A 24,274-nucleotide genomic window follows, 5' to 3' on the forward strand; every position below is an offset into this window, starting at 1 on the left:
ACGCCGGGCGTCAGTCGACGGCGGTCGGCGTCAGCACCCATCCCTCTTCGCGCCGCTCGACGAACCCCTGGTCGGCGAGCCGATCGAGATGACCGGCCACCGCCCGCTCCCCCAGACCGGCAGCCCGGGCGATCGAGCCGGTCGGCGCCGCCCGCACCAACGGGACGGCGTCGAGCACCTGCCGCTGCGCCATCGACAGCGCATCGCGCGGACGATCACGCCCCCGCGGCGCCTCGCTCCACCGCTGCCCGACCGGCGCCAGCACCTCCAGCACGTCGTCGGCGCAGGTCACCAGCGTCGCCGCACCCGAGCGCACCAGCTGATGCGCTCCCTGGCTGGCCGCACTCGTGACCGGCCCCGGCACCGCCAGCAACGGACGCCCCAGCCGCGCGGCCCAGTTGGCGGTGTTCAACGCACCGCTGCGCACGGCCGCCTCGACCACCACGGTGCCCGCGGTCAACGCCGCGATGATGCGGTTGCGAGCCAGGAACCGCACCCGCATCGGGGCCGCGCCCGGTGGGGACTCCGAGACGACCAGCTGCTCGCGGGCGAGGTGGGTGAGCAGGTCGCGGTGCGCCTCGGGGTAGACCCGGTCGACCCCGCACGCGAGGACGGCGGCGGTGGGCGTGCCGCTGCCGAGCGCGGCCCGGTGGGCGGCCTGATCGATGCCGAAGGCCGCCCCGGAGACCACGCCCACGCCCTGGCGGCCGAGCCCGGCGACGAGGTCGCCGGCGACCGCCGTCCCGTAGGTGGTAGCCGATCGGGACCCGACGACGGCGACCGCCCCGGCCCAGGCGTCGAGGCGCAGCGGCCCCCGCACCCACAACCCGAGGGGGACGCCGCCGCGCTGCTGGAGCGGCTCGGCGGCCGCGAGGTCGTCGAGGGCGGTGGGCCACTCCTCGTCGCCGGGGACGACGAAGCGGATGCCGAGGCGATCGGCCTGCTCGAGCTCGCGTCGCGGGTCGATGGCCCGGAGCCGTTCGCCGAGCTCGTCGTGGAGGTGGGGCAGCGCGGTCTCGCGGGACAGTTCGCGATGCAGCTCCTCGGCACCCAACTCGGCGAGCATGCGGGCCACGCCCAGGTGCCCGGGTTCGACCAAGCGCGAGAGGGCCGCCCGCGCCAGACGCTCACCGTCGGTCGCGACCCCGTGCGCGCTCATCCGGCGACCTGCGGGAGGGAAGCCAGGGCCAGCGGTGCTCCGGTGCGGAGCCGGAAGGCGACATCGACCTCGGCCAACCCCGGCGCCGCGTGCTCGGCTGCCCCGGCGGTGTCGGGATCGCCCGCCGCGTGCGCGCCGGCCGCCAGATCGGCGATGGTCCAGGCGAGGCGGTGCACCCGCACGCCACCGCGCGCGGTGAGCACGCCGGAGTAGACGCGGTCGTCGAGGAAGCGTTGGGCGTCGGGATGCAGCGGCCAGCGTTCGCGCAGCTCGGGTCCGGGCACGTGGGCGTTGAGCCGCCAGGCCTCCCCGGCGAAGCGGGCGGCCTGGCGGCGTCGGGCCGCCTCGACCCGGGCCCGCACCTCGGCGGTGCTCTCGGGCCGAGCCAACGGATCGTGGCGTTCGTGCGGACGCAGCGCCTCGACCTGGCGCGTGATATCGACCCGGTCGATCAGCGGACCCGACATCCGGGCCCGATAGGCCCGCCGGGAGGTCTCCCGGCACGAGCAGCGGTTGTCGCCGGCGGTCACGCGGTACTCGCCGCACGGGCACGGGTTGGCGGCGAGCACCAGGAGTCCCCGGGCCGGCAGGGTGATCATCTCGTCGCGCCGGGCGATCGTGATCTCGCCGCTCTCCAGCGGCTGGCGCAGCGCCTCGAGCACGTCGAGACGGAAGAGCGGGAACTCGTCCAGGAACAGCACGCCCAGATGGGTGCGGCTGAGCTCGCCCGGCGTGACCTGGCCGCTGCCACCACCGACGATCGCGGCCTTCGAGGCGTCGTGGTGGGGGGCGGCGTACGGCGGCCGCACGAGGAACCCCTCGGCCGGGTCGAGGGTGCCGGCCAGGGAGTGCAGCGTGGTGATCTCGAGCGACTCCTCACGGGTCAGATCGGGCAGCAGCCCCGGCACCCGCTCGGCGATCGAGGTCTTGCCCGAGCCCTTCGGCCCGGTGAGCAGCACGTGGTGCCCGCCCGCCGCGGCGACCTCGACGGCGTAGCGGGCGTCGTGCATGCCGGCCAGATCGGCGAGGTCGACCGCCTCCTGTCGGTGGGCGCCGCGCCAGGTCAGCACCTGGCCGCCCGAACGGGCGGCGACCGGTGGAGCGTCGGGCACCTCGTCGCCGCACAGCAGCGCCACGGCCTGGGCCAGCGATCGGATGCCGTACACCTCGACGTCCGGCACCATCCCGGCCTCGCGGGCCTGCGGCTCGGGCAGGACGACGTGGCGGATGCCGCGCCCGGCGGCGGCCAGCACCATCGGCAGGACGCCGGAGACCGGGCGCAGCCCGCCGTCGAGGGAGAGCTCCCCCAGCAGCAGGACGCCGTCGAGCGCCCCGGGCGTCAACCGGCCGTCGGCTCCGAGCACCGCCAAGGCGATGGCCAAGTCGAGGTGCGTGCCGGCCTTCGGCAGGTCACCCGGCGCCAGCGACACGGTGATGCGCTTCGTGGCGGGCCAGCCGAGGTCGGAGTTCGCGATCGCCATCCGGCAGCGGTCCTTGGCCTCCTGGAGCGCGGCGTCGGCCCGGCCGACCAGCGCGATGCCGACCTGCCCCGGGGAGACGTCGCACTGCACGTCGACGAGGTGGCCGACCGCGCCGTTGAGCACGACCGTGCGGGCGGTGGCGACCGGCATCAGGCCAACCCCCGCACGTGCTCGACGAGCGCCGGACCCCGCGGCGGGCGCAGCACCGCCACGAGGTCGATGCGCACATCGGCGACCCGCACCTCGTGCGCGGTCTGCCACGCCTCCGCGAGGCGGGCCAGGCGCTCGAGCTTGGTGGGGGTGATCGCCTCGTGCGGGGTGCCGTGGGAGGCGTCGACCCGGGTCTTGACCTCGCAGATCACGAGCGTGGCGCCCTCGCGCAGCACGAGGTCGATCTCGCCGAGCGGGCAGCGCCAGTTGCGGTCGAGCACGGTCAGGCCGGCCTCGGTGAGGTGCCGGGCGGCGACCTGCTCGCCGTAGGCGCCGAGGGCACGGCGCCGCAGGCTCGGCCGGGGCGAGGACGCGGCCGTCTCGGACGAGGGTGGGACGGGGGCGGGTAGCGACATCGGGGCTCCTTCGTTCCCCAGGAGCCTGCGCCGGGAGCCGCGGTCGCCGGCAGGGGTGCGCGACGATCTGGGGACGACGGCGTCCCCGGCCCCGCCTGTGGAGGATCCGCGGCTACCGGAAGCCGGCGTCCGGCGACGACCGGCGACGACCGGCGATTACTTGCGCAGCGCCGGGACCGAGCACGACAGCGCGGGGTTGCTGTCGAGGATCATGTCCGCGCCCCCGACTCGGATGCCCAGGAGGTTGAGGAGCGGGGAGATCAGCGCGCTGTTGAGCCCGGAGATGATCGGCTGCACGACCGAGCTGACCACCGGGTCGAGGATCGAGTCGATCGCGGCGGTCGAGAGCGTGATCGGGATGCCCAGGATCTTGGCGGTGACCACCGTGCCGGTCTTGGCGACGGTGTTGCCGAGCGTGAGCGACGTCGTCCCGGTGGAGTAGACGGTGTCGAAGGACTGCGGCGGCACGGTGATCGTGTAGGTCGTCGCGGTGGGGCTGATCGTGGTGGTCACGACGATGTTGGTGGTGATCGCGACGTTGACCAGGCCGATGCCGAGCAGCGACACGGTGCCGCTGACCGAGAGCGGCACGGTGAGCGTCTCGGTGAGCAGCCCGTTGGTCATGTCGAAGGTGGCGCTCTGCACGCTGTTGGTCGGCGTCTGGCAGCCCACCGAGGTGAGGCTGGCGTAGGTGGGCGCGCCCTGCACGAGCAGGGAGACCGGCTGGTTGGCCGGCGAGCCGACGCTGACGGTGCCGACGAGCGGGATCGTCACCGTCGTCCCGGAGACCGTCGCGCCCAGGCTGACCTCGACCTGCGAGGTGCCGGCCGGGGTGGCCGTGGTCTCCTGCGTGCCCACGCGGCCGCAGTACTTCGAGATGTTCTGGATCAGCTTCACCTTGGTGCTCACCGATGCGAGCCCCGGGATGCTGGCCGAGAGCGGCAGGTTGATGAGGTTCTGACCGTTGGCCAGGAAGGCCGACGCCGAGATCAGGTCGAGCAGGTTCGCGGTCGCCTTGATGGCCGCGTTCGAGCCGACCCCGAGCGCGATGATGTTGCTGATCGCGACCTGGGCGGTGGCCGATGCCGACGCCGAGAGCGTGTTGAGCAGGCTCACGTTGGCGGTCTGGCCGTTCTGGGTGAGCACCTGGGCCAGCGCGGCGTAGAAGTTCCTGTACGTCACCGACGCCGTCGCCAACTGGTCGACCGACCCGACGCCGAGAGCGACGGCGAGGTCGCTCAGCTTGATGGCGGTGTTGGCCAGGCCCTGGTAGCCGGCGGCGGTGAGGTTGAGGTTGCTGTTGAGCGTGCCCAGCAGCGGGCCGAGCAGGGCGGAGTTGTTGCTGTTGACCGCCGCGGCGTAGGAGCCGACCTCGTAGCAGGCCGAGGAGTCGGTGACGGCGATGGCGCTGCGGTTGGCGGCGCCGGAGCCCGGCACGAAGGCGAACCCGACGGTGGTGCCGGAGGTCACCTTCGCCGCGCTCGGGACGTCCTCGGCGCTCGTGATGACCACGTTGCCGACGGCCTGGCCGCCGGCGGTGTAGGTGAGGCTGCCGGAGGTGGTGAAGTTCGTGCCGTCGTAGGTGCCGACCTCGACCTTGACCTTCGGGGTGGCACCGAAGGTCTTCGCGTTGCGGTTCACACTCGCCATGACCGAGCTCTTGAAGGCGCTGTCGGTGAGCACCGAGGCCGTGGTCTGTCCCCCGAGGAGCCGGGAGGTGTCGAGGGCGACCAGGTCGGAGAGCGACTGCATGTCGGTGCGGGCCACGCGCTGCTGGCCGAGGTCGACGGTGAACGCGGTGACGGTGACGAGCAGTCCGATGAGGATCGCGACGATCGGGACGACGGCGCCGCGCTCGTCGGCGCGACGGCGGCGCAGAGCCCGCGGAGGACGGCGGTCCATCAGCTCACCTGGGCGACCGCGGTGTAGGCCAGGTTGGCCGGGAGCACGAGGCCGAGTCCGGGGAACGAGGGCACCAGCGGGTTGGAGGAGTAGTAGTGGTTGACGTAGACCCGGATGCAGTCCGGGGTCGCGGAGGTCTGCGTCGGACTGGCGTTCGAGACCGAGCTGCAGTCGTAGACGCCCACCGAGCACGTGCCGACCGTGGTGCTGTTCTTCACCAGGTTGCCGGTGGTGGCGCCCCCGGTGATCGAGCACGAGACGCCGTAGGTGTTGAGCGACTGGTTGAGCGCGGAGACGGCGGCGGTGGTCTTCTCGGTGGTGGTCGCCGAGGCGGTCAGGACGGCGGCCGAGCGGGCCGCCTCCGCGGCGCCCTGGCTGAGCGCCTGGCGGTAGCTGAGCATGTAGCCGTAGCTGATGATGCCGAAGAGGAGCAGGAAGAGCAGCGGCGCGACGAGCGCGAACTCGACCGCCGCAGCACCGCGTGACCCGCGGCGTCGCGCCCTCCCACCGAACATCTCCCACCCCTGGTCCGGCGGCCCTCCCGCCTCAAGCCTTCAGGGTAGGGCCGCAGTCCGGTCGGACGGTCCCAACCGCGCCACAAGTAGTCCGTTCGGGCTACGACTTGGGCAGATCGATGTCCGAAGGATTGAGCTCCTCGACGTTGACGTCCTTGAAGGTCAGCACCTTCACCGACTTCGCGAAGCGGGCCGGACGGTACATGTCCCAGACCCAGGCGTCGGTCATCGAGATCTCGAAGAACACGTCGCCGACCTCGGTGCGCGCCTTCACGTCGACCTGGTTGCACAGGTAGAAGCGGCGGTCGGTCTCGACGACGTACTTGAAGATGCCGACGACGTCGCGGTACTCCCGATAGAGCGTCAGCTCCATCTCGGTCTCGTACTTCTCGAGGTCCTCGGCGCTCACGTGGCCGACTCTAGCGGTGCCTCGTCGCCGAGCGGGTCCACCTCGGGTTCGAGGCCGGCCGCCCGGCGGACGTTGACGAAGCGCATGCGGTGCACGGGCGAGGGGCCGTGCTCGCGCAGGGCCGCGGTGTGGGTGCCGGTGATGTAGCCCTTGTGGGTCTTGAAGTCGTAGGCCGGCCACGCGACGTCGAGGTCGGCCATGATCCGGTCGCGGGTGACCTTGGCGAGCACGGACGCCGCGGCGATGCAGGCCGCGACCCGGTCGCCCTTCCACACCGCGAGTCCGGGCACCCCGAGCCCGTCGACGGGGAACCCGTCGGTGAGCACGTAGGCCGGTGGCAGGTCGAGCAGGGCGACGGCGCGACGCAGCGCCTCGAGATTGGCCACGTGCATGCCCAGCCGGTCGCACTCCTCGTTGTCGAGGACGACGACCGACCACGCCAGCGCACGGCGCACGATCTGGTCGTAGCAGCGCTCACGTGCCCGGGGGGTGAGGAGCTTGGAGTCGGCCAGCCCCGGCACGATGCCGGCCCGTCCGGCGGGCAGGATCGCGGCGCCGGCCACGAGCGGGCCGGCGCAGGCGCCCCGGCCGGCCTCGTCGACGCCCGCGATCGGGTCGATGCCGTGGCGGCGCAGGGCGCGTTCGTAGCCGTAGAGGCCGGCGTCGCGACGCACGGTGGCGCCGCGCGGCAGGTCGCTCATGAGGGGTCGGGCACGTCCGCGAAGTCGGCGGGACGGTGCAGGATCTCGAAGCGGCTGAAAGGCCACAGCAGCGTGAAGACGCGGCCCACGACCAGGTCGGTGGAGACGAACTCGTGGCCGGGCACGCAGTCGGTGACGTCGTCGGAGCACAGGTGCACGGTGGAGTCGGCGGAGTGGTTGCGGTTGTCGCCCATCACGAACACGTGGCCGGGCGGCACCGGGCCCGCCGTCCAGTCGCACTTGCTGGCACCCGAGGGCATGGGGCCGTAGCAGTCGCCGCCCTCGACCCGGGCGTAGCTGCGCTCGTCGAGCGCGTGCCCGTTGACCTCGAGGCGGCCCTGGTCGTCGCAGCAGTGGATGGTGTCGCCGGCGACGCCGATGACGCGCTTCACCAGGTGCCCGCCGGTCGGGTAGAGCCCGATCTTGGCCAGCACCTTCGCCAGCACGCCGGAGGGGTCGCCCTCCTCGGAGGCCGGCAGCCAGCCGCCGGGGTCCTTGAACACGATCACGTCGCCGCGCTGCGGGCTGCCGCCGCCCCAGTAGGAGACCTTCTGCACCAGGATGCGGTCGTTCTTGACCAGCCCGGGCTCCATGGACTCCGAGGGGATGTAGAAGGCCTGCACGAAGAACGCCTTGATGACCACGGCCAGCACGACCGCGAAGACCATCAGCAGGATGCTCTCCTGCCACACCGGCAGGCCCTTGCGGGCAGGACGGCGTGCGGCCGGCGCCGCCTCGGCGGCCGGCTCCTCCCCGCCGTAGGGCACCGCGGCGTCGGAAGCGTCGGACGCGGCGGACGCCTCCGTTGCGTCCGGCGCGTCAGCCGTGTCGGCCGCGGCATCGGGGGAAAGCGAAGACCGCGACTCCTCGACGTCGGTCTCGGGGTCGCGGTCCTCGGAAGTCACGCGCAGAGTGTAGGCGCCGCGGGAGCGGCGACCACATCGGAGGCTCAGGCCTCGCGGCGCTCCTTGATCTTGGCGGCCTTGCCGCGCAGGTTGCGCAGGTAGTACAGCTTCGCGCGGCGGACGTCACCGCGGGTGACGACCTCGATGGTCTCGAAGATGGGCGAGTGCAGCGGGAAGGTGCGCTCGACGCCGACGCCGAAGGAGACCTTGCGGACGGTGAAGGTGCGGCCGACGCCCGAGCCCTGGACCCGGATGACGACGCCCTGGAAGATCTGGACACGCGAACGGGTGCCCTCGATGACCTTCACGTGGACCTTGACGGTGTCACCGGCGCGGAACTCCGGGACGTCGTCGCGCTTGATGGCGTTGCCGAGTTCGACGATGGCGTTGCTCATGATGTCTCCTGAACGGATGCCACAGGTCAGCCGCAGTGGATGGGTGATGCGGAACGGGGCGGCCCCGACGTCGTGACCGGCGGCGTGGAGTCCCCCTGTGGCAGGAGCCCGACGCAGGTCCCTCGCGCGCGGCGGCGCGGGGCGACCCTTCGGCCGACGAGGCCAAGGGAGGAGTCTGCCACAGCGGGAGCGGGCGCCGATAATCCCGCAGGACCGCTCGCACCGCACCCGGCGAGCCGGGCGGGTGCCGCGGGTCAGGTGCGGGGAGCCCGTCGCTGCGGCTTCTCCAGCACGACCGGGCCCGAGGGGCCGTCGTGGGTGGCCACGACGCGGTAGCCCGCCCGCTTGTACCGGCGCAGGTTCGCCTCGCTGTGCAGGCCGGTGAAGAGCCGGAACCGCTGCACGGTCGGCGGTGCGGCCCGCTCGATGTGCTCCAGCAGCACCCGCCCGAGTCCGCGGCCGCGCAGGTCGGGGGCCGCCATCAGCCGGCCGATCTCCCACACGGTCGGCTCGTCGTCGACGACGCGACCGCGCACCGAGCCGACGAGACGACCGGCGACCCGCACGACGTAGACGTCCCAGTCGCGCACCGAGGCCTCGACGTCCGCGAGGCCCTCGTGCAGCGGCGGGATGGAGAGGTCGTCGTTGACGAGCGCCTCGGTGACCCAGCAGGCCAGCTGGAGGGTGAGCAGTTCGGGGGCATCGGCGGGCACGGCGGAGGCGATGACCCACTCCCCCGCCGCCTGCGCGCCGTGCAGGAGGTCGGGACGGCGTGCGGCCGTGCGGTCGAGCGACTGCTGGCGGCGCCAGCGGGCGATGGCGCCGTGGTCGCCCGAGAGCAGCACGGGCGGCACCTCGCGGTCGCGCCACACGGCGGGCTTGGTGTAGCTGGGGTACTCCAGCAGCCCGGCCTCGTGGGACTCCTCGGTGAGCGACTCGGCGTTGCCCATGAACCCGGGCAGCAGCCGGACGACGGCCTCGGTGACGGCGAGCGCGGCCACCTCGCCGCCGTTGAGCACGTAGTCGCCGAGGGAGACCTCGATCAACTCGCCGCGCTCGGCGGCGTGGTCGAGCACCCGCTGGTCGATGCCCTCGTAGCGGCCGCAGCAGAAGACGAGGCGCTCGCGGGTGGCCAGCTCGCGTGCCAGCGCCTGGGTCAGCGGGCGTCCGGACGGCGTCGGGACGACGATGGTGGCGCCGTCGATCGCGAGCTCGTCGAAGGCCTCGCCGAACGGCTCGGGCTTCATCACCATGCCGGCACCGCCGCCGTAGGGGGTGTCGTCGACCGTGCGGTGCCGGTCGTGGGTCCAGCGCCGCAGATCGTGGACGTGCACCTCGATGAGGCCGCCGGAGACCGCCTTGCCTGGCAGGGACAGCGTCAGCGGGGCGAGGTAGTCGGGGAAGATCGTGAGGTAGTCGAGACGCACGGGGCCGCTCAGTCCTCGTCGGGCAGGGGCGCCACCAGCCCCGGCCGATCGGCGATGACGACCCGGCCGCCGGCGAGGTCGACCTCCGGCACGAGGGCCGCGACGAACGGCACGAGCGTCTCGCGCCGGTCGAGGGCGCGGATGACGAGGAGGTCCTGGGCGCCGCCGTGCAGCAGCCCCTCGACGGTGCCGAGGTGGGTGCCGTCGAGGTCGTGGGCGGCCAGGCCGATCAGCTGGTGGTCGTAGTACTCGTCGGGGTCGTCGGGGGTGTCCTCGAGCCCGATCGTGGCGTGCAGGACGACGCCGCGCGCGGTCTCCGCGGCGGTGCGGTCGGCGAGCTCGGCGAAGGTGAGGAGCAGCGTCTGCTGGTGCCAGCGGGCCCGCTCGACGGTGAGCCGCCGGTGCGGGAACGCCGATCCCTTCGGCGCCTCGGCCCGCAGCTGCGCGCCGCGCACGAAACGCCGCTCAGGCTCGTCGGTGCGCACGTCGACGGTGACCTCGCCGCGCAGCCCGTGGGGCTTGCCGATGCGGGCGACGACGACCTCGATGGTCTCCATGGTCCTCACTCCTCGGGGCTGGGCTGACAGGGCTGGGCTGACGGGGCCCGGAACGGCGACGACCCGCCCGAGGGCTCCCCGGGCGGGTCGTGCTGGGTGCTGATGCTGCTGGTGACGCGCGGTGCGGTCGGTCAGCGGCGACGGTCGACGTCCACGAAGTCGATCCGGGCACCGGCCTTGCCCGCGAGGGCGCCGATGACGGTGCGGAACGCCTGCGCGGTGCGGCCGCCGCGGCCGATCACCTTGCCGAGGTCGTCGGGGTGCACCCGGACCTCGAGGATCGCGCCACGACGCAGCTGCTTGTCGCGCACGACGACGTCGTCGGGGTGGTCGACGATGCCGCGCACCAGGTGCTCGAGCGCCTCGGCCAGCATGCGGCTCAGGCCTCCTCGGCGGCCGGGGCGTCCTCGGCGGGAGCCTCGGCGGCGGGCGCCTCCTCAGCCGGGGCCTCGGCGGCGGGGGCCTCGGCGGCCTCCTCGGCCTTCGGCTCCTCGACCTTGGGCTCGGCCTTCTTGGCGACCTTCTTCGTGACGGCCTCGCCGGTGGGCTCGCTGTGAGCCTCCTTGAGCGCCTCGTTGAAGATGTCGAGCTTGTCGCGCTTCGGGGCGGCGGTCTTCAGGGTGCCCTCGGTGCCCGGCAGGCCCTTGTGCTTCTGCCAGTCGCCGGTGATCTTGAGGATGGCCTCGACGGCCTCGGTGGGCTGCGCGCCCACGCCGAGCCAGTACTGCGCCCGCTCGGAGACGACGTCGATGTACGACGGGTCCTCCTTGGGGTGGTACTTGCCGATCTCCTCGATGACGCGGCCGTCGCGCTTCTTGCGCGAGTCGACGACGACGATGCGGTACTGCGGCACCCGGATCTTGCCCAGGCGCTTGAGACGGATCTTGACGGCCACGGTTGTGGTGTCTCCTTGACGAATCGACGATGGTGAGCGCCGCACCACCAGGTGGGGAACACCGGGGTGTGGTTCTCGATGGGCCTCGTCGCGCTCGGTGAGAGGGTCCGGGCGCGCAGGACTCAGCGGCGGATTCTGCCAGACGCGGCAGCCCGCGACCCAATCCGAGTGCGGGGCGGCCGGACGGCGTCGTCCCGCACTTGTCGGCACCAACGCCGACATGTTGGATGGCGGGGTGGAGACGCCCCTCGACGAACTGGTCCGCCTGCTCGACCTGACGCCCGACGGGGACGACGTGTGGCTCGGCGACCAGACCGCGCAGGCGGTGGCGACCCGGCACGTCTTCGGCGGGATGGTGCTCGCCCAGGCGTTGCGGGCGGCGGCCTCGACGGTGGCGCCCGAGCGCGCCGTCCACTCCCTGCACGCCAGCTTCCTGCGCGCCGGCGACGCGGGTGCGCCGCTGCGCCTCGAGGTGGCCCGCCTGCGCGACGGACGCCGCTTCAGCCACCGTCGCGTCTCGGTGCGTCAGGAGCGGGGCGTGCTGTGCGAGGCGCTGATCGCCTTCGCCGCCCCCTGGGAGCGACCGGCCCTGGAGCACGGACCGCGGATGCCGCGCGTGCCGGCGGCCGACACCCTGCCCACCGACGAGGCGATGCTCGCCGACCACCCCGAGGTCCCGCTGCTGCTGCGCACGACCGGCCCCATCGACCAGCGCTACGTCGACCACCCGCAGCTCGCCCGGGACGCCGGCCGCGGCCTGGCGGACGTCGAGGTCTGGATGCGCGCCGACGGCACGCTTCCCGACGACCCCGTGCTGCACGCGTGCGTCGCGGTCTACGCCAGCGACCTCGGCCCGCTCGAGCCCGTCGGCGCACGGCACGCCCTCTCGATGCGGGCCCGCGACCTCACCCCGACGTCCCTCGACCACGCCGTGTGGTTCCACTCCCCCGTGCGCGCCGACGCCTGGATGCTCGCCATCCTGGACTCCCCCTGGGCAGGCCACGGCCGCGGCATGGGACGCGTGGCCGTCTTCCAGGACGGCGTCCTCGCGCTCGAGGTGGCCCAGGAGGGGCTGCTCGAGCTGCCGTAGGTGGCTCGCCGGGTCTCGCGGCTCGGCGCCGGGGCGCCTCGCACCTCGACCACCGGACTTCGCGGACCGAGCCGTCCCGGATCGAGCGGTCGAGGTGCGAGCGCCAGCGAGCCGCGAGACCCCCGCACCCGACCGTCGACGCCGACCGCGGTGCGAGCGGGCGTACCGACCTCAGCCCTGCGGCACGGCCTCCCGGGCGGGCGCGGACGCCGCGTCGAGGGCGAGCCGGGCGACCTCGTCGTAGGCGGCGACGTCGTCGCCGAGGAGGAACCGGTCGACCTTCGCGCGGCGCCAGTACAGGTGGGCGTCGTGCTCCCAGGTGAAGCCGATGCCGCCGTGCACCTGGATGAGGGTCTCGGCGGCGCGCTCGAGCGCGGTCGCGGCCTGCGCCTTCGCCGCGGCCGAGGCCAACGGCAGCTCCTCGGGGGCCTCGTCGGCCGCCCAGGCGGCCCACCAGACCAGCGAGCGCAGCTGCTCGACCTCGACGTAGGCGTCGACGAGCGCGTGCTTGACGGCCTGGTAGGAGCCGATGGCCCGACCGAAGGCGTGCCGCTGCTGGGCGTAGGCGACCCCGATCTCGACGGCACGGCCGGCGGTGCCGAGGTCCTCGGCGGCCAGGACGACGCGGGCCACCCGCTCGGCGTGCCGCCAGCGCAGGGCGACGTCCTCGGCGATGACGCGCTGCTCCCCGAGCGCCACCATGCCGAGGCCGCGGGTGGCGTCGATCGGGTCGCCGGGCGTGACGACGCCCTCGGCGCGCACGAGCCGGTCACCGGCCAGGGCGAGGAAGGTGTCGGCGCCGACGGCGTCGAGGGTGGCGGCGCCGTCGTCGACGACCGCGAACCGGCGCTCCCCCGAGGCGAGCTCGGCCAGGCCGGCGTCGTCCCCGGCCAGCAGGACGGCGACCCGGGCCGCCGTCACGAGGGAGGGTCCGGCGAGCACGCGCCCGGCCTGCTCGGCGACGACGGCGAGGTCGAGCACCGAGCCGCCCCCGCCGCCGGCCGACTCCGGCACGGTGATGGCGGCGAAGCCCGAGCCGGCGAGCGCCGCATGGCCCGGCTCGGGGGCGAGCGTGCGGTCGTCGAGCATCGCCCGCGACCGGGCGGGCGAGGCGGAGGAGGAGAAGAAGTCGGCCGCGGCCGCGGCGAGGTCGCGCTGCTCGGCGCTGAGATCGAAGTCCATGGGGTGCTCCTGGAAGTGGGGTCGAAGAGAGGTCAGGAGCCGGACTGGGCCAGGCTCTCGCGGAAGGTCACGCCCTTGTCGGCGCGCGGCTCGGCGGGCAGGCCGAGCACGCGTTCGCCGATGACGTTGCGCAGCACCTCGTTGGTGCCGCCGGCGATGGCCATGCCGGGCAGACCGGCCTGCGACTGCTGCCAGAGGTTCTCGCCGTCGGCGGTGGAGGCGAAGACCGCCTCCGGCCCGAGCGCACGCACCGCGAGGTCGGAGAGCTGGCGGGCGGCGACGGTGCCGGCGAGCTTGCCGGCCGAGGCCTCCGGCCCCGGCAGGGCGCCCTTGGAGAGGGCCGAGAGCAGTCGGTAGCCGGTGTAGCGGGTGCCGAGGGAGGAGACGTAGGCGCGACCGAACGACTGGCGCACCAGCGCCTGCCGGTCGGCGGACTGCGCGCCGAGCCGGGCCGCGAGATGGGCGGCCGCCGCGTCGACGCCGGCCCCGATCTCGGTGCCGCCGCCGCCGAGGCTGAGCCGCTCGCTCATCAGCGTGGTGAGCGCGACCTGCCAGCCCTGGCCGACCTCGCCGAGCCGCTCGGAGTCGGGGATGACGACGTCGTCGAAGAAGACCTCGTTGAACTCCGCTCCCCCGCTCATCTGACGCAGCGGCCGTGCCGTCACGCCGGGCGCCTTCATATCGACGACGAACATCGTCAGGCCGCGGTGCTTGGCGACGTCGGGGTCGGTGCGCGTGAGCAGGATGCCGTAGTCGGCGAGGTGGGCGAGCGTCGTCCAGACCTTCTGGCCGCTGATGCGCCAGCTGCCGTCCTCCTGCTGCACCGCCTTGGTGCGCAGCGCGGCGAGGTCGGAGCCGGACGCCGGCTCGCTGAACAGCTGGCACCAGATGTCCTCGGCGCGCAGGAGCCGGCGCAGGTAGCGCTCCTTCTGCTCCTCGCTGCCGTGCACGATGACGGTGGGGCCGCACATGCCGATGCCGATGAGGTTGATCAGGCCGGGGAAGCCGATGCGGGCGAGTTCCTGGTCGACGATCGCCTGCTGCATCGGGGTGCCGCCGCGGCCGCCGGCCGCCTCGGGCCAGGTGACGCCGACGTAGCCGTGGTCGTAGAGCAGCGCCTGCCGCGCGCGGGCGGCGGCGACGTCGTGGCGGGTGGCGGGGTCGACCAGCGTGCTGCGGTGCTCCTCGAGGAAGCGGCGCACCTGCTGGCGCCAGGCCGCCTCGTCGGGGGTGTCGTCGAAGTCCATGGGCGCTCCTGCGCAGGGCCGGCGGGGCCGGCGGTGACCTCACACGGACGTGTGATGCGCGCCACCCTGCCACAGCAACTTACCTGCACTCAAGCATGTAAGTTGCGGCGATCCTCGATCGGCCGGACGCCGTCCAGGAGCTGGTCGCGGGCGGCCGGCCACAGGCGGCGCACCTGCCGCCAGTCGTGCACCACGGTCTGCATGACCAGGCCGCGGATCAGCGCCATCGCCGAGACCGTCACCACCTTGAAGTCCGGTCGCTCGACGAGGTCGCCGGCGACCCGCCGGGCGGCGACCTCGAGGGTGCTGACCACCTCGCCCTCGAACCGCTGGAGGTGGGCGCGCAGCTCGGCGTCGGTGCGCGAGGCGACGAGCAGCTCGAGCTGCGCGGCCGAGACCGGACCGCTGAAGATCTCCCAGAGCCGGTCGAGCAGCAGGGCGTACTGCTCGCGGACGTCGGCGGCGGCCGGGAGCGGGCGGGCGACCAGTTCGGCGACGAGCTTCTCGGTGAGGTGCCGCAGAGCATCGACGACGAGGTCGGCCTTGGTGGCGAAGTAGTGCGCCTGGGCGCCGCGGGTGACGCCGGCGCGGGCACAGACCGCGGTGCCGGTGAGCCCGGCGTAGCCGTCCTCGACCAGCACGTCGATCGCGGCGTCGAGCAGGGCACCGCGCGTCGCAGCCCGCCGCTCGGCCTGGGTGCGCCGGCGCACCGGTGTCGGCGGCGCGTCGGCCGGCGGCACCGCGGAGGGCTCGGCCGCGTGCTCCATGCAGGCAACCTACTCCGCCCGACATGACCGGCGCCATTTACCTGCGGATCTGCCGATATCTAGTGACAGGGGTCACATCGCGGGTTAGCGTGCGGACCATCGGACCGCCGAGCACTCACGGAAGGCGTGGCTCCCATGGCCGAGTCCCTCCCCGTCGGACAGCGCACCTCACCTCACGTCCCGCCGCGCCCCCGCCGCATGTCACGGGGCATGTCACCGGGCACATCACCGGGCACATCACCGGCCGCATCGCCGCGGCGTACAGCGCTCGCGGTCCTGCTGGCGACGGCGACGATCGGACTCGCGGCCTGCGGGAGCCAGATCGCGCCCGAGACCGTGGCGGCCGCCAACGGCACCGCGGCTTCCGGTGGCGAGGTCGCCCAGGTCGATCTCGCCGGCGCCGCCACCACCGGCGGCGACACCGAGGGCACCGCGGGCGCTGACACGGGCGTGGACGCCTCCAGTGCCGGGAGCGGGCCGACCACCGCAGACGCGAGCAGCCCCGACACCGCCAGCGGCAGCACCGGCGGCGACCGCACGGCGTCCGGCCCCGGCAGCGACGGCGGCGATGCCCCGGGGGCTGCGGACTGCCCCGGGTTGGCGAACCAGACCGGCATCACCGCCGACACCATCACCATCGCCAACATCTCCGACATCAGCGGCCCCGTGCCCGGCGTGTTCCAGTCGGCGCAGGACGCCACCAACGCCTTCGCCGCGTTCGTCAACGCCTCGGGCGGGGTGTGCGGCCGCAAGCTCGACGTGCTCCAGCTCGACAGCCGCGCCGACTCCGGTGCCAACCAGGTGGCCTATGCCCGCGCCTGCGACGAGGCCTTCGCGGCCGTCGGATCGATGTCGGTCTTCGACCAGGGCGCCCGCACCGCGGGCGAGTGCGGCCTGCCCGACATCCACGCGCTCACCGTCTCACCGGAGGCCTTCGAGTGCGATACGTGCTTCGGCGCCGCGGCGATCAACCCGCACCTGCAGATCGGCGCGATGGCGAAGTACGTCCTCCAGCGCTACGGCGACGCCGCCCAGAAGGCCGCCGTCCTCTACGTCAACGTCAACGGCGTCGCCGACGCCGCCAAGGCGCTCGGCGAGGCCTGGAAGAAGGCGGGCGTCGGCATCCAGTACGTGCAGGCCATCGACGTCGCGGAGTTCAACTACGCGCCCTACGTGCAGAAGCTCAAGGACGAGGGCATCAAGATCGTCCACTACATCGGGCCCTACCAGTTCACGGTGCGCCTGCAGCAGGCGATGCAACAGCAGCAGTACACGCCCACCGCGTTCATCCAGGACCAGACCATCTACGACCAGAAGTACGTCGACGAGGCCGGCGACGTCGGCAACGGCACCGTCGTCTACGGCTCGACCGACCTGTTCACCAACAAGGCGAACGCCGAGATGCAGCGCTACTTGGCCTGGCTCCAACAAGTACGGCCCGGTGCCGAGCCGACGCCGTACGGGGTGTACTCGTGGTCGGCCGGACGGCTGTTCGTCGACCTCGTGAGCAAGCTCGGCGGACGCCTCACCCGGGCCTCGTTGGTGGCCGCGCTGCGGCAGGTCTCGCAGTGGACGGGCCACGGTCTCACCGCCGCACAGGACGTCGGAGGCAAGCGCACCGGCGAATGCATCAAGGTGATCCAGTTGAACGACGGCGTCTGGAAGCAGATCTCCCCCGGCGACTTCTACTGCGCCCCCTCGATCCCGATCGGCTGAACCGCGCGTCCGGGACCGAGCCGCGCGTGGGGAGGCTCGGCACCGGACGGCGGTCGCGTCAACGACCGGCCACGACGCGCCCGCGCAGGACGACGACCGACGGCGTCCCGAGCACCGTGAGGTCGTCGACGGGGTCGGTGTCGAAGACCGCGAAGTCGGCCGGCGCGCCCTCGTCCAGCGTCGCGTTCCAGCCCAGCCAGGCGCGGCCGCGCCAGGACGCCGCCCCGAGCACGTACTCGGCGGGCAGACCCATCTCGACCATCGCCAGCACCTCCTCGACCAGGACGCCGTGGCGCTGCGTGCCGCCGCCGTCGGTGCCGACGTACAGCGCGACGCCGGCCTCGTAGGCCGACATCAGCGTGGTGCGGCGCCGGGCGTACAGCTCCTCCATCGTCGCCGCGTAGGCGGGGAACTTCGCCCGGCCGGCGTCGGCGAAGCCGGGGAACTTGCGCGTCTGGAGCACGGTGGGCACCAGCGCGGTGCCCTGCGCGGCCATCTGCTCGACCTGCGCGACGTCGAGGCCGGTGCCGTGCTCGAGGCAGTCGATGCCGGCGTCCAGCAGACCCTGGAGCACCTCGCGACCGAAGCAGTGGGCGGTCACCTTCGCGCCCAGCCCGTGGGCGCGCTCGATCGCGGCGGCGAACGAACCGGCCGGGAAGGACGGCGCGAGATCGCCGGCCTCGCGGCTGATCCAGTCGCCGACCAGTTTCACCCAGCCGTCTCCCGAGGTCGCCTCGATCGCCACCTGCTCGACCAGTTGCTCGGGCTCGACCTCGACGCCGTAGTCCTTGAGGTAGCGGCGGGTGCGGGCGACGTGGCGCCCGGCGCGGATGAGGCGCGGCAGGTCGTCGCGCTCCTGCACCCATCGGGTGTCGGCCGGCGAGCCGCAGTCGCGCAGCAGCAGCACGCCGGTGTCGCGGTCGGCCAGCGCCTGCGCCTCGGTCTCGGCGACCCCGACCGCGCCGCCGTCCTCGAGGCCGAGGTGGTTGTGGGCGTCGACCATGCCGGGCAGCAGGAACCCGTGCGCGACCGTCTCCGCCCCCGCCTGCTTCTCGTAGGTGATGTGCCCGTCGACGACGTAGAGGTCGCGGGTCTCCCGCTCGGGCAGGACGACGCCGGTGAAGCGCAACGCGGTCATGGCGCCAACCTAGTGCCGTGACGTCGTCCGGGATCGAGGGGCTCCCAGGCGGGCGCGCCGTGCTGTAACGCGGAGTTACGGGGACTTCCCACCCCTCCTGAGGGGCTCACAGTCCCCCTAACTCCGCGTTACAGCATCGCGGCGCCCACTCACTCCAGTTGATCGAGCAACCACTGCGGGCCCAGAGCGAGGGCTCCGGTGGCGGCGACCCGGGCCTGGAGGGCGCGATCGGCGCTGACGACCGCGACCCGGCGTCCGGCCTCGGCGGCCTCGCGGGCCTGGGCGACGATGGTGGCGTCGCCGTCCTTGGGGGCGTGCACGCAGCGCACGTGAGCGTCGCGACCAGCACGGACGCCGGCCTTCGCGGCGCCCTCGAGCACCAGCACGATCTCGTCCTAGGGCGGATCGGCCACCAGCAGCGCCTCGTGGAGACGACGCGCCGCACCGGCGCGGTCCTTCCACCAGCCGTCGGCACGGGCGCCGACGACGTTGGCGCCGTCGACGACGAGCACCGAGGTGATGCGGCGGGCCACGGGGTCAGCGCCTCACTTGAGGAACTTGGAGAAGTCCTTCGGCAGGTCGAGCGCGGCGGCGGCCTTCTCGTAGTCGATGTCCTCCCCGCCGGGGGTGCCGAAGGGGTTGGCGGCGGCGCGCTTCTCGGCCTCGGCCGCCGCGGCCTGGGCGGCCTTCGCGGGGTTGCCGGGACGGCGCGCGCCCTTGCCCTTCTTGGCCTGCGCCTTCTGCTTGCCGGGCCGCCCGCCGCCCATGCCGGGCATCCCAGGCATGCCCGGCATGCCGGGGATGCCGCCGCCGCGGGCGAGCTGGCCCATCATCTTGCGCGCCTCGAAGAAGCGGTCGACGAGCTGGTTGACCTCGGTGACGGTGCGCCCCGAGCCCTTCGCGATGCGCATGCGGCGCGAGCCGTCGATGATCTTGGGGTTGTCGCGCTCGGCCGGGGTCATCGAGCGGATGATCGCCTCGATGCGGTCGATCTCGCGGTCGTCGAAGTTCTCCAGCTGCTGCCGGAACTGCCCCATGCCGGGCAGCATCCCCATGATCTTCGACATCGAGCCGAGCTTCTTCAGCTGCTGCATCTGGGCGAGGAAGTCCTCGAGGGTGAACTCGCCGTTGCCGGCCAGCTTCTCGGCCGCCTTGAGCGCCTCGGCCTGGTCGAAGGCCTTCTCGGCCTGCTCGATGAGCGTCATGACGTCGCCCATGTCGAGGATGCGCGAGGCCATGCGGTCGGGGTGGAAGAGGTCGAAGTCGGTCATCTTCTCGCCGTTGGAGGCGAACATGACCGGGCGGCCGGTGACCGAGGCGATCGAGAGCGCGGCACCACCGCGCGCGTCGCCGTCGAGCTTGGTCAGGACGACGCCGTCGAAGCCGACGCCGTCGAGGAAGGCCTGGGCGGTGGTGACGGCGTCCTGACCGATCATCGCGTCGACGACGAAGAGCACCTCGTCGGGCGCGATGGCGTCGCGGATGTCGGCGGCCTGCTGCATCAGCTCGGCGTCGACGCCGAGACGACCCGCGGTGTCGACGATGACGACGTCGTGGAGCTTGCGCTTGGCCTCCTCGACCGAGGCCCGCGCGACCGAGACGGGGTCGCCGACGCCGTTGCCCGGCTCGGGCGCGAAGACCGGGACGCCGACCCGCTCGCCGTTGACCTGGAGCTGGTTGACGGCGTTGGGCCGCTGGAGGTCGCAGGCCACGAGCATCGGGGTCTTGCCCTGCTCCTTGAGCCACAGGGCGAGCTTGGCGGCCAGCGTGGTCTTGCCGGCGCCCTGGAGGCCGGCGAGCATGATGACGGTCGGCCCCGTCTTGGCGTAGCGCAGACGGCGGGTCTCGCCGCCGAGGATCGCGACGAGCTCCTCGTTGACGATCTTGATGACCTGCTGGGCGGGGTTCAGCGCACCGCTGACCTCCTCGCCGCGGGCGCGCTCCTTGATCGCCGCCACGAACTCGCGCACCACCGGCAGGGCGACGTCGGCCTCGAGCAGCGCGATGCGGATCTCGCGCGCGGTGGCGTCGATGTCGGCCTCGGAGAGCCGACCCTTGCCCCGGAGGTTCTTGAAGGTGTCGGCCAGCCGGTCGGAGAGAGTCGCGAACACGTGGGTCCTTGCGTCGTGGTTCGGGCGTTCAGGTGCGTCGAGCCGGGCTCGGGCGGGATTCCAGCCTAACCGGCGCGGCCCTCGCCCGCCGATCCGAGGGCGGCGCCGCGGCGCCGCCGCGGCTCAGGACGGCGTGGCCGCGGAGCTCAGCGCCGAGCGGACGGCGTGGGCCGCCTCGGCGGCCCGGGTCTCCGAGAGCGCACCGGCCCCGGACTCCTGGAGGTAGAACACGTCGACGGCCTGCGGGCCGAGGGTGTCGACGTGCGCGGAGCGGACGGCGATGTCGAGGCGCGCGAGGGCCGAGCACACGAGGTAGACGATGCCGGGCCGGTCGGCGGCCCGCACCTCGAGCACGGTGGAGAGCCGGGAGGCGTCGGGGCGCACCTCGACGGTCGGGGCGAGCTCGCCGGGGCCGGCGGGACGCAGCCGGCGGGTGGGGTCGAGCCGGCCGGCCACGATGGCGTCGTACTTGTCGTGCAGGAAGCCGGCGTCGAGCCCGGGGGTCGCGACCTCCCACACCGCGACGCCGTAGGACTCCTGGGCCCAGATGCGCGCGGCACGCACGGGGATGCGCTCCATCGCGAACATGGCGGCGAAGTCGGCGAGCAGCCCGACGCGGTCGGGGGCGATGACGGTGACCCGGGACCCGTCGCCGACGGTCTCGACGTCGAGGGAGATGCCGCCCTTGCGCACCGACTTGGGGATCGGGACGACGTCGGGCTCGACGGGCGGAAGCGCCACCCCGGAGTCGAGCGCGGCGCGCACCCGGCGCGAGAGGTCGAGGATGAGGCCGGCCCGCCAGCTCGACCAAGCCTGCGGCGAGGCGGCCTTGGCATCGGCCTCGGTCAGCGCGGTCAGCAGCGAGAGCGCCTCGACGGAGTCGATGCGGGAGGCGACCCGCTCGACGGTGGCGGGGTCGTCGGGGTCGCGCGTCGTGGCGGTCTCCGAGAGCAGCAGGTGCCAGCGCACCAGCCGCGCGATGAGGTCGACGGCGTCGGGTTCGAACCCCATCCGCTCGGCGATCGTGCGGGCGATCGGCTCACCGGCGACGCTGTGCTCGGTCAGCCCGCCCTTGCCGATGTCGTGCAGCAGCGCCGAGACCATGAGGACGTCGGGGCGCGCGACGCTGCGGATGAGCGCGGAGGCCTCGACGCAGGTCTCGACCACGTGGCGGTCGACGGTGAAGCGGTGGATCGCGGAGGCGTGCGGGAGCAGGGCGATGCGCTCCCACTCGGGCAGGATGCGCGCCAGCGCGCCGGTCTCCTCCAGCGTCTCCCAGATCGGCAGCAGGCTGCGGCCCGAGGCGAGCATCCGCACCAGCGCCTGGCGGGCCTCGGCCGGCCACGGCTCGGGCAGTGCAGCGCCCTCGGCGGCCAGGCGCGCGGCGGTCGGGGGCGCGAGCACGAGGTCCTTCTCCGCGGCCTCGGCGCACGCGCGCAGCAGCAGCACGGGGTCGTCGGCGGGCCGGGCCGTGCGGTCGAGCACGACCTCGCCGTTGGCCACCGCCACGCCGGGCGCGACGGGCGTGAGCACCGGGCGCCGGACGCCGACCTGGTTCGGCCCGGCCAGGACGTCGTCGACGCGACGCCAGGTCAGTCGGGAGAGGTGGGTGATGCGGCGTCCGAGCTCGCGGACGTGCCGCTGGGCGTCGCGGGCGTCGTCGAGCCCGAGCCGCTCGGCGAGCTCGGACCACATCTCCGGGGTGACCCGGTCGGTGGCCCGCCCCGCGATGAGGTGCACGTGGTCGCGGACGTCGAGCAGGCTCTGGCGGCTCTGCTCGAGCGCGACGTGCGGGACGTCGACCAACCAGGTGGCGACCAGCGCCTTGAGGACGGTGGCGTCGCGCAGGCCGCCCGCGGCCTCCTTCAGGTCGGGCACCGAGAGGTGCGCCAGCTCGCCGGCGCGCTCGTGGCGCGATCGCACGAGTTCCTGGAGGGCAGGCAGGCGCGACTTCGCCGAGCGGCGCCACTGCGCCAGCATCGTGGTGCGCAGCCGCAGGGTGAGGTTCGGGTCGCCGGCGAGATGACGGATGTCGAGCAGGCCGAGCGCCACCCGGAGGTCGCCCTCGGAGGCCGTCACCATCTCGCTGAAGTGGCGCACCGAGTGGTCGATGGTGGTGCCGGAGTCCCACAGCGGGTACCAGACGGTGCCGGCCACCTCGCCGGGGTCGAAGCCGTCGTCGCTGACGAGGACGACGTCGAGGTCGGAGTGGGGGGCGAGCTCACCGCGTCCGTACCCGCCGACGGCGACGAGCGCGGTGCCGACCTCCGGGCCGCCGCACTCCTCGTAGGCGCGCACGCACAGCGCATCCGCGTCGGCGGTGCGCTGGACCCGCTGCTCTGCGGTCACCCGGGCGTCAGAGCGCGGCGTCGTCGCGGTCGCCGGTGCGGACCCGCACCACCGACTCCACGGGCGACACCCACACCTTGCCGTCGCCGATACGCCCCGACGCGGCACTGCGCACGATGGTGTCGACGACCGTCTGCGCGTCGTCGTCGACGACCACGATCTCGAGGCGGATCTTCGGCACCAGGGCGATCTCGTACTCGGCGCCGCGGTAGACCTCGGTGTGACCCTTCTGCCGGCCGTAGCCCGAGACCTCGCTGACGGTCATGCCGGTGATGCCCACGGCCTCGAGCGCGACCCGGACCTCTTCCCACTTGTGCGGCTTGATCACCGCGGTCACGAGCTTCATGCATCACCTCTGGTCAGGATGGAACCGGTGGAGCGGGCGCCGGGAGACGCCAGCAGGTCGTAGGCCGCCTCGGCGTGGACCACGAGGTCGATGCCGCTGACCTCGTGCTCCTCGTCGATGCGGAAGCCCATGAGCTTGTCGACGACGAGTCCGATGATGCCCGACATCACGAACGCGTAGACCAGCACCACGCCCACACCGACGGACTGGCGTCCCAACTGGTCGAGTCCGCCGCCGTAGAACAGGCCGTCGACGCCGGTCGGCGCGGCCGCCGTCCCCAGCAGTCCGATGCCCAACGTGCCGACGATGCCGCCGACCATGTGCACGCCGACGACGTCGAGGGAGTCGTCGTAGCCGAAGCGGTACTTCAGGCCGACGGCGTAGGCGCACACCACGCCGGCGACCGCCCCCATGATCAGGGCGCCGATGGGGCTGAGGGAGCCGCAGGACGGCGTGATCGCCACCAGGCCGGCGACCAGACCGGACGCCGCACCGAGGGAGGTGGCGTGTCCGTCACGGAAGCGCTCGACGACCAGCCAGCCCAGCGTGCCCGAGGCACCGGCGAGCAGCGTGGCCACCAGGACGACGGCCGCGCGGTGGTCGGCGGCCAGGGCCGACCCGGCGTTGAACCCGAACCAGCCGAACCACAGCAGGCCCGCGCCGAGCATCACCAGGGTGAGGTTGTGGGGGCGCATCGGGTCGCGGCCGAAGCCGACGCGGCGCCCGAGCACGAGGGCGAGGGCGAGAGCGGAGGCGCCGGAGCAGATCTCGACCGCGGTGCCGCCGGCGAAGTCGACGAGCTTCACGTCGTTGGCGAGCCAGCCGCCGACGTGGTCTCCGGCCGAGAAGTCGAAGACCCAGTGCGCGACCGGGGCATAGACGACAAGGCTCCACACCGTCACGAAGACCATCCACGCGCCGAAGCGGGCGCGGTCGGCGATCGCACCGGAGATCAGGGCGCCGGTGATGACGCAGAAGAGCCCCTGGAAGACGGCGAAGAGGATGACCGGGTAGGCGAGGTCGCCGTTGGCGGCCGGATCGAGCAGCTGCCCGAGCCCGGCGAACTGGGTCGGGTCTCCGAGGAGCCCGCCGCCGAGATCGTCGCCGAAGGCGAGCGAATAGCCCACGAGGGTCCAGGCCACCAGGATCGCGGCGGTGGCCCCGAAGGTCATCATCATCATGTTGAGCACGCTCGAGGAACGCACCATGCCGCCGTAGAACAGGGCGAGCGCGGGTGCCATGAGCAGCACGAGGGCGGTGGCGACGAGCAGCCAGGCGGTGGTGCCGGGGTCGATCGCGAGGGGGGCGACGGTGGTCTCCAGGGTCACGGGCGACCACTCTGGAGAGCAGATGTTACAGACGTGTTAACGGCCCGGGGGGTGGGCGGTGAGCCGCCGCATCCCGCCCGGGCCGTCA

24 protein-coding genes and 1 pseudogene are annotated in these 24,274 nt (G+C 73.2%); 2 read left to right on the forward strand and 23 right to left on the reverse strand.

All coding sequences use genetic code 11. From position 1 onward, the window contains the following. Positions 1-10: 10 nt before the first annotated feature. The 13 genes and pseudogenes from dprA to rpsP all read right to left on the reverse strand — a co-directional run bounded on the left by dprA (position 11) and on the right by rpsP (position 10,912). Positions 11-1,159: a DNA-processing protein DprA gene (gene dprA / locus ABD671_RS20890; RefSeq protein WP_344735436.1), complete on the reverse strand. Its 1,149-nt coding sequence runs from the start codon at positions 1,157-1,159 to the stop codon at positions 11-13. Beyond that, on the reverse strand, positions 1,156-2,790 hold the full coding sequence (locus ABD671_RS20895; RefSeq protein WP_344735437.1) for a YifB family Mg chelatase-like AAA ATPase: 1,635 nt from the start codon (positions 2,788-2,790) through the stop codon (positions 1,156-1,158). Before ABD671_RS20895 ends, dprA begins: the two co-directional genes overlap by 4 nt. Then, positions 2,790-3,206, reverse strand: a complete 417-nt coding sequence (locus ABD671_RS20900) for a YraN family protein (protein WP_344735438.1) — start codon at positions 3,204-3,206, stop codon at positions 2,790-2,792. The genes ABD671_RS20895 and ABD671_RS20900 overlap by 1 nt, the downstream gene beginning before the upstream one ends. A gap of 156 nt (positions 3,207-3,362) precedes the next feature. Next, positions 3,363-5,108 carry a pilus assembly protein TadG-related protein gene (locus ABD671_RS20905; RefSeq protein ID WP_344735439.1) on the reverse strand — a complete coding sequence of 582 codons (1,746 nt, stop codon included), beginning with the start codon at positions 5,106-5,108 and terminating at the stop codon, positions 3,363-3,365. Then, the gene (locus ABD671_RS20910; RefSeq protein WP_344735440.1) at positions 5,108-5,623 is read right to left on the reverse strand and encodes a TadE/TadG family type IV pilus assembly protein; all 516 of its coding nucleotides are present in this window, start codon (positions 5,621-5,623) and stop codon (positions 5,108-5,110) included. Before ABD671_RS20910 ends, ABD671_RS20905 begins: the two co-directional genes overlap by 1 nt. Before the next feature lie 100 nt (positions 5,624-5,723). Next, entirely contained in the window at positions 5,724-6,032 is a 309-nt protein-coding gene (locus ABD671_RS20915; RefSeq protein WP_344735441.1) for a DUF2469 domain-containing protein, read from the reverse strand. Then, positions 6,029-6,733 (reverse strand): ribonuclease HII, encoded by a 705-nt coding sequence (locus ABD671_RS20920; protein WP_344735443.1) that lies wholly within the window; start codon positions 6,731-6,733, stop codon positions 6,029-6,031. The genes ABD671_RS20915 and ABD671_RS20920 overlap by 4 nt, the downstream gene beginning before the upstream one ends. Then, positions 6,730-7,638, reverse strand: a complete 909-nt coding sequence (gene lepB / locus ABD671_RS20925; RefSeq protein WP_344735444.1) for a signal peptidase I — start codon at positions 7,636-7,638, stop codon at positions 6,730-6,732. The genes ABD671_RS20920 and lepB overlap by 4 nt, the downstream gene beginning before the upstream one ends. A 44-nt stretch (positions 7,639-7,682) precedes the next feature. Further along, positions 7,683-8,033, reverse strand: coding sequence for a 50S ribosomal protein L19 (rplS, locus tag ABD671_RS20930; protein WP_344735445.1), 351 nt, complete (start codon positions 8,031-8,033; stop codon positions 7,683-7,685). Between the two features lie 254 nt (positions 8,034-8,287). After that, complete coding sequence (trmD, locus tag ABD671_RS20935; protein ID WP_344735446.1) at positions 8,288-9,460, reverse strand: tRNA (guanosine(37)-N1)-methyltransferase TrmD; 1,173 nt, start codon at positions 9,458-9,460, stop codon at positions 8,288-8,290. Positions 9,461-9,468: 8 nt separating this feature from the next. Then, positions 9,469-10,017: a ribosome maturation factor RimM gene (gene rimM, locus ABD671_RS20940; RefSeq protein ID WP_344735447.1), complete on the reverse strand. Its 549-nt coding sequence runs from the start codon at positions 10,015-10,017 to the stop codon at positions 9,469-9,471. Between the two features lie 96 nt (positions 10,018-10,113). Further along, positions 10,114-10,391: pseudogene (locus ABD671_RS20945) on the reverse strand (RNA-binding protein); the annotation flags it as partial. 5 nt (positions 10,392-10,396) lie between these two features. After that, entirely contained in the window at positions 10,397-10,912 is a 516-nt protein-coding gene (gene rpsP, locus ABD671_RS20950; RefSeq protein ID WP_344735449.1) for a 30S ribosomal protein S16, read from the reverse strand. A gap of 235 nt (positions 10,913-11,147) precedes the next feature. Between rpsP and ABD671_RS20955 the strand changes: the two genes are divergently transcribed. Continuing rightward, positions 11,148-12,002, forward strand: coding sequence for an acyl-CoA thioesterase (locus tag ABD671_RS20955; protein ID WP_344735450.1), 855 nt, complete (start codon positions 11,148-11,150; stop codon positions 12,000-12,002). Between the two features lie 171 nt (positions 12,003-12,173). Here the strand turns inward: ABD671_RS20955 and ABD671_RS20960 are convergent, their stop codons facing one another. From ABD671_RS20960 to ABD671_RS20970, 3 genes are all read right to left on the reverse strand, one after another. Beyond that, positions 12,174-13,184, reverse strand: a complete 1,011-nt coding sequence (locus ABD671_RS20960; protein WP_344735451.1) for an acyl-CoA dehydrogenase family protein — start codon at positions 13,182-13,184, stop codon at positions 12,174-12,176. Between the two features lie 32 nt (positions 13,185-13,216). Further along, complete coding sequence (locus tag ABD671_RS20965) at positions 13,217-14,431, reverse strand: acyl-CoA dehydrogenase family protein (RefSeq protein WP_344735452.1); 1,215 nt, start codon at positions 14,429-14,431, stop codon at positions 13,217-13,219. An 89-nt stretch (positions 14,432-14,520) separates the two neighbouring features. Further along, positions 14,521-15,198: a TetR/AcrR family transcriptional regulator gene (locus ABD671_RS20970; RefSeq protein WP_344735453.1), complete on the reverse strand. Its 678-nt coding sequence runs from the start codon at positions 15,196-15,198 to the stop codon at positions 14,521-14,523. Positions 15,199-15,408: 210 nt separating this feature from the next. Here ABD671_RS20970 and ABD671_RS20975 point away from each other — a divergent pair, with 210 nt between their 5' ends. Continuing rightward, entirely contained in the window at positions 15,409-16,914 is a 1,506-nt protein-coding gene (locus ABD671_RS20975; protein ID WP_344735454.1) for an ABC transporter substrate-binding protein, read from the forward strand. A 58-nt stretch (positions 16,915-16,972) separates the two neighbouring features. On the opposite strand, the gene ABD671_RS20980 is transcribed toward ABD671_RS20975, so the two are convergent. From ABD671_RS20980 to ABD671_RS21010, 7 genes are all read right to left on the reverse strand, one after another. Beyond that, positions 16,973-18,052: an amidohydrolase family protein gene (locus ABD671_RS20980; protein ID WP_344735455.1), complete on the reverse strand. Its 1,080-nt coding sequence runs from the start codon at positions 18,050-18,052 to the stop codon at positions 16,973-16,975. A gap of 149 nt (positions 18,053-18,201) precedes the next feature. Continuing rightward, a complete protein-coding gene (locus tag ABD671_RS20985; protein ID WP_344735456.1) occupies positions 18,202-18,438 on the reverse strand; it encodes a PIN domain-containing protein in 237 nt (78 codons plus the stop codon). Between the two features lie 9 nt (positions 18,439-18,447). Continuing rightward, complete coding sequence (locus tag ABD671_RS20990; RefSeq protein WP_344735458.1) at positions 18,448-18,585, reverse strand: hypothetical protein; 138 nt, start codon at positions 18,583-18,585, stop codon at positions 18,448-18,450. A gap of 12 nt (positions 18,586-18,597) precedes the next feature. Beyond that, positions 18,598-20,163, reverse strand: a complete 1,566-nt coding sequence (ffh, locus tag ABD671_RS20995) for a signal recognition particle protein (protein ID WP_344735459.1) — start codon at positions 20,161-20,163, stop codon at positions 18,598-18,600. Between the two features lie 123 nt (positions 20,164-20,286). Further along, entirely contained in the window at positions 20,287-22,512 is a 2,226-nt protein-coding gene (locus ABD671_RS21000) for a [protein-PII] uridylyltransferase (RefSeq protein ID WP_344735460.1), read from the reverse strand. Between the two features lie 7 nt (positions 22,513-22,519). Then, positions 22,520-22,858, reverse strand: coding sequence for a P-II family nitrogen regulator (locus ABD671_RS21005; RefSeq protein ID WP_344735461.1), 339 nt, complete (start codon positions 22,856-22,858; stop codon positions 22,520-22,522). Beyond that, a complete protein-coding gene (locus ABD671_RS21010) occupies positions 22,855-24,186 on the reverse strand; it encodes an ammonium transporter (protein WP_344735462.1) in 1,332 nt (443 codons plus the stop codon). The genes ABD671_RS21005 and ABD671_RS21010 overlap by 4 nt, the downstream gene beginning before the upstream one ends. Positions 24,187-24,274: the final 88 nt, after the last annotated feature.

The organism is Nocardioides fonticola (assembly GCF_039536805.1).
GTDB lineage: Bacteria > Actinomycetota > Actinomycetes > Propionibacteriales > Nocardioidaceae > Nocardioides > Nocardioides fonticola.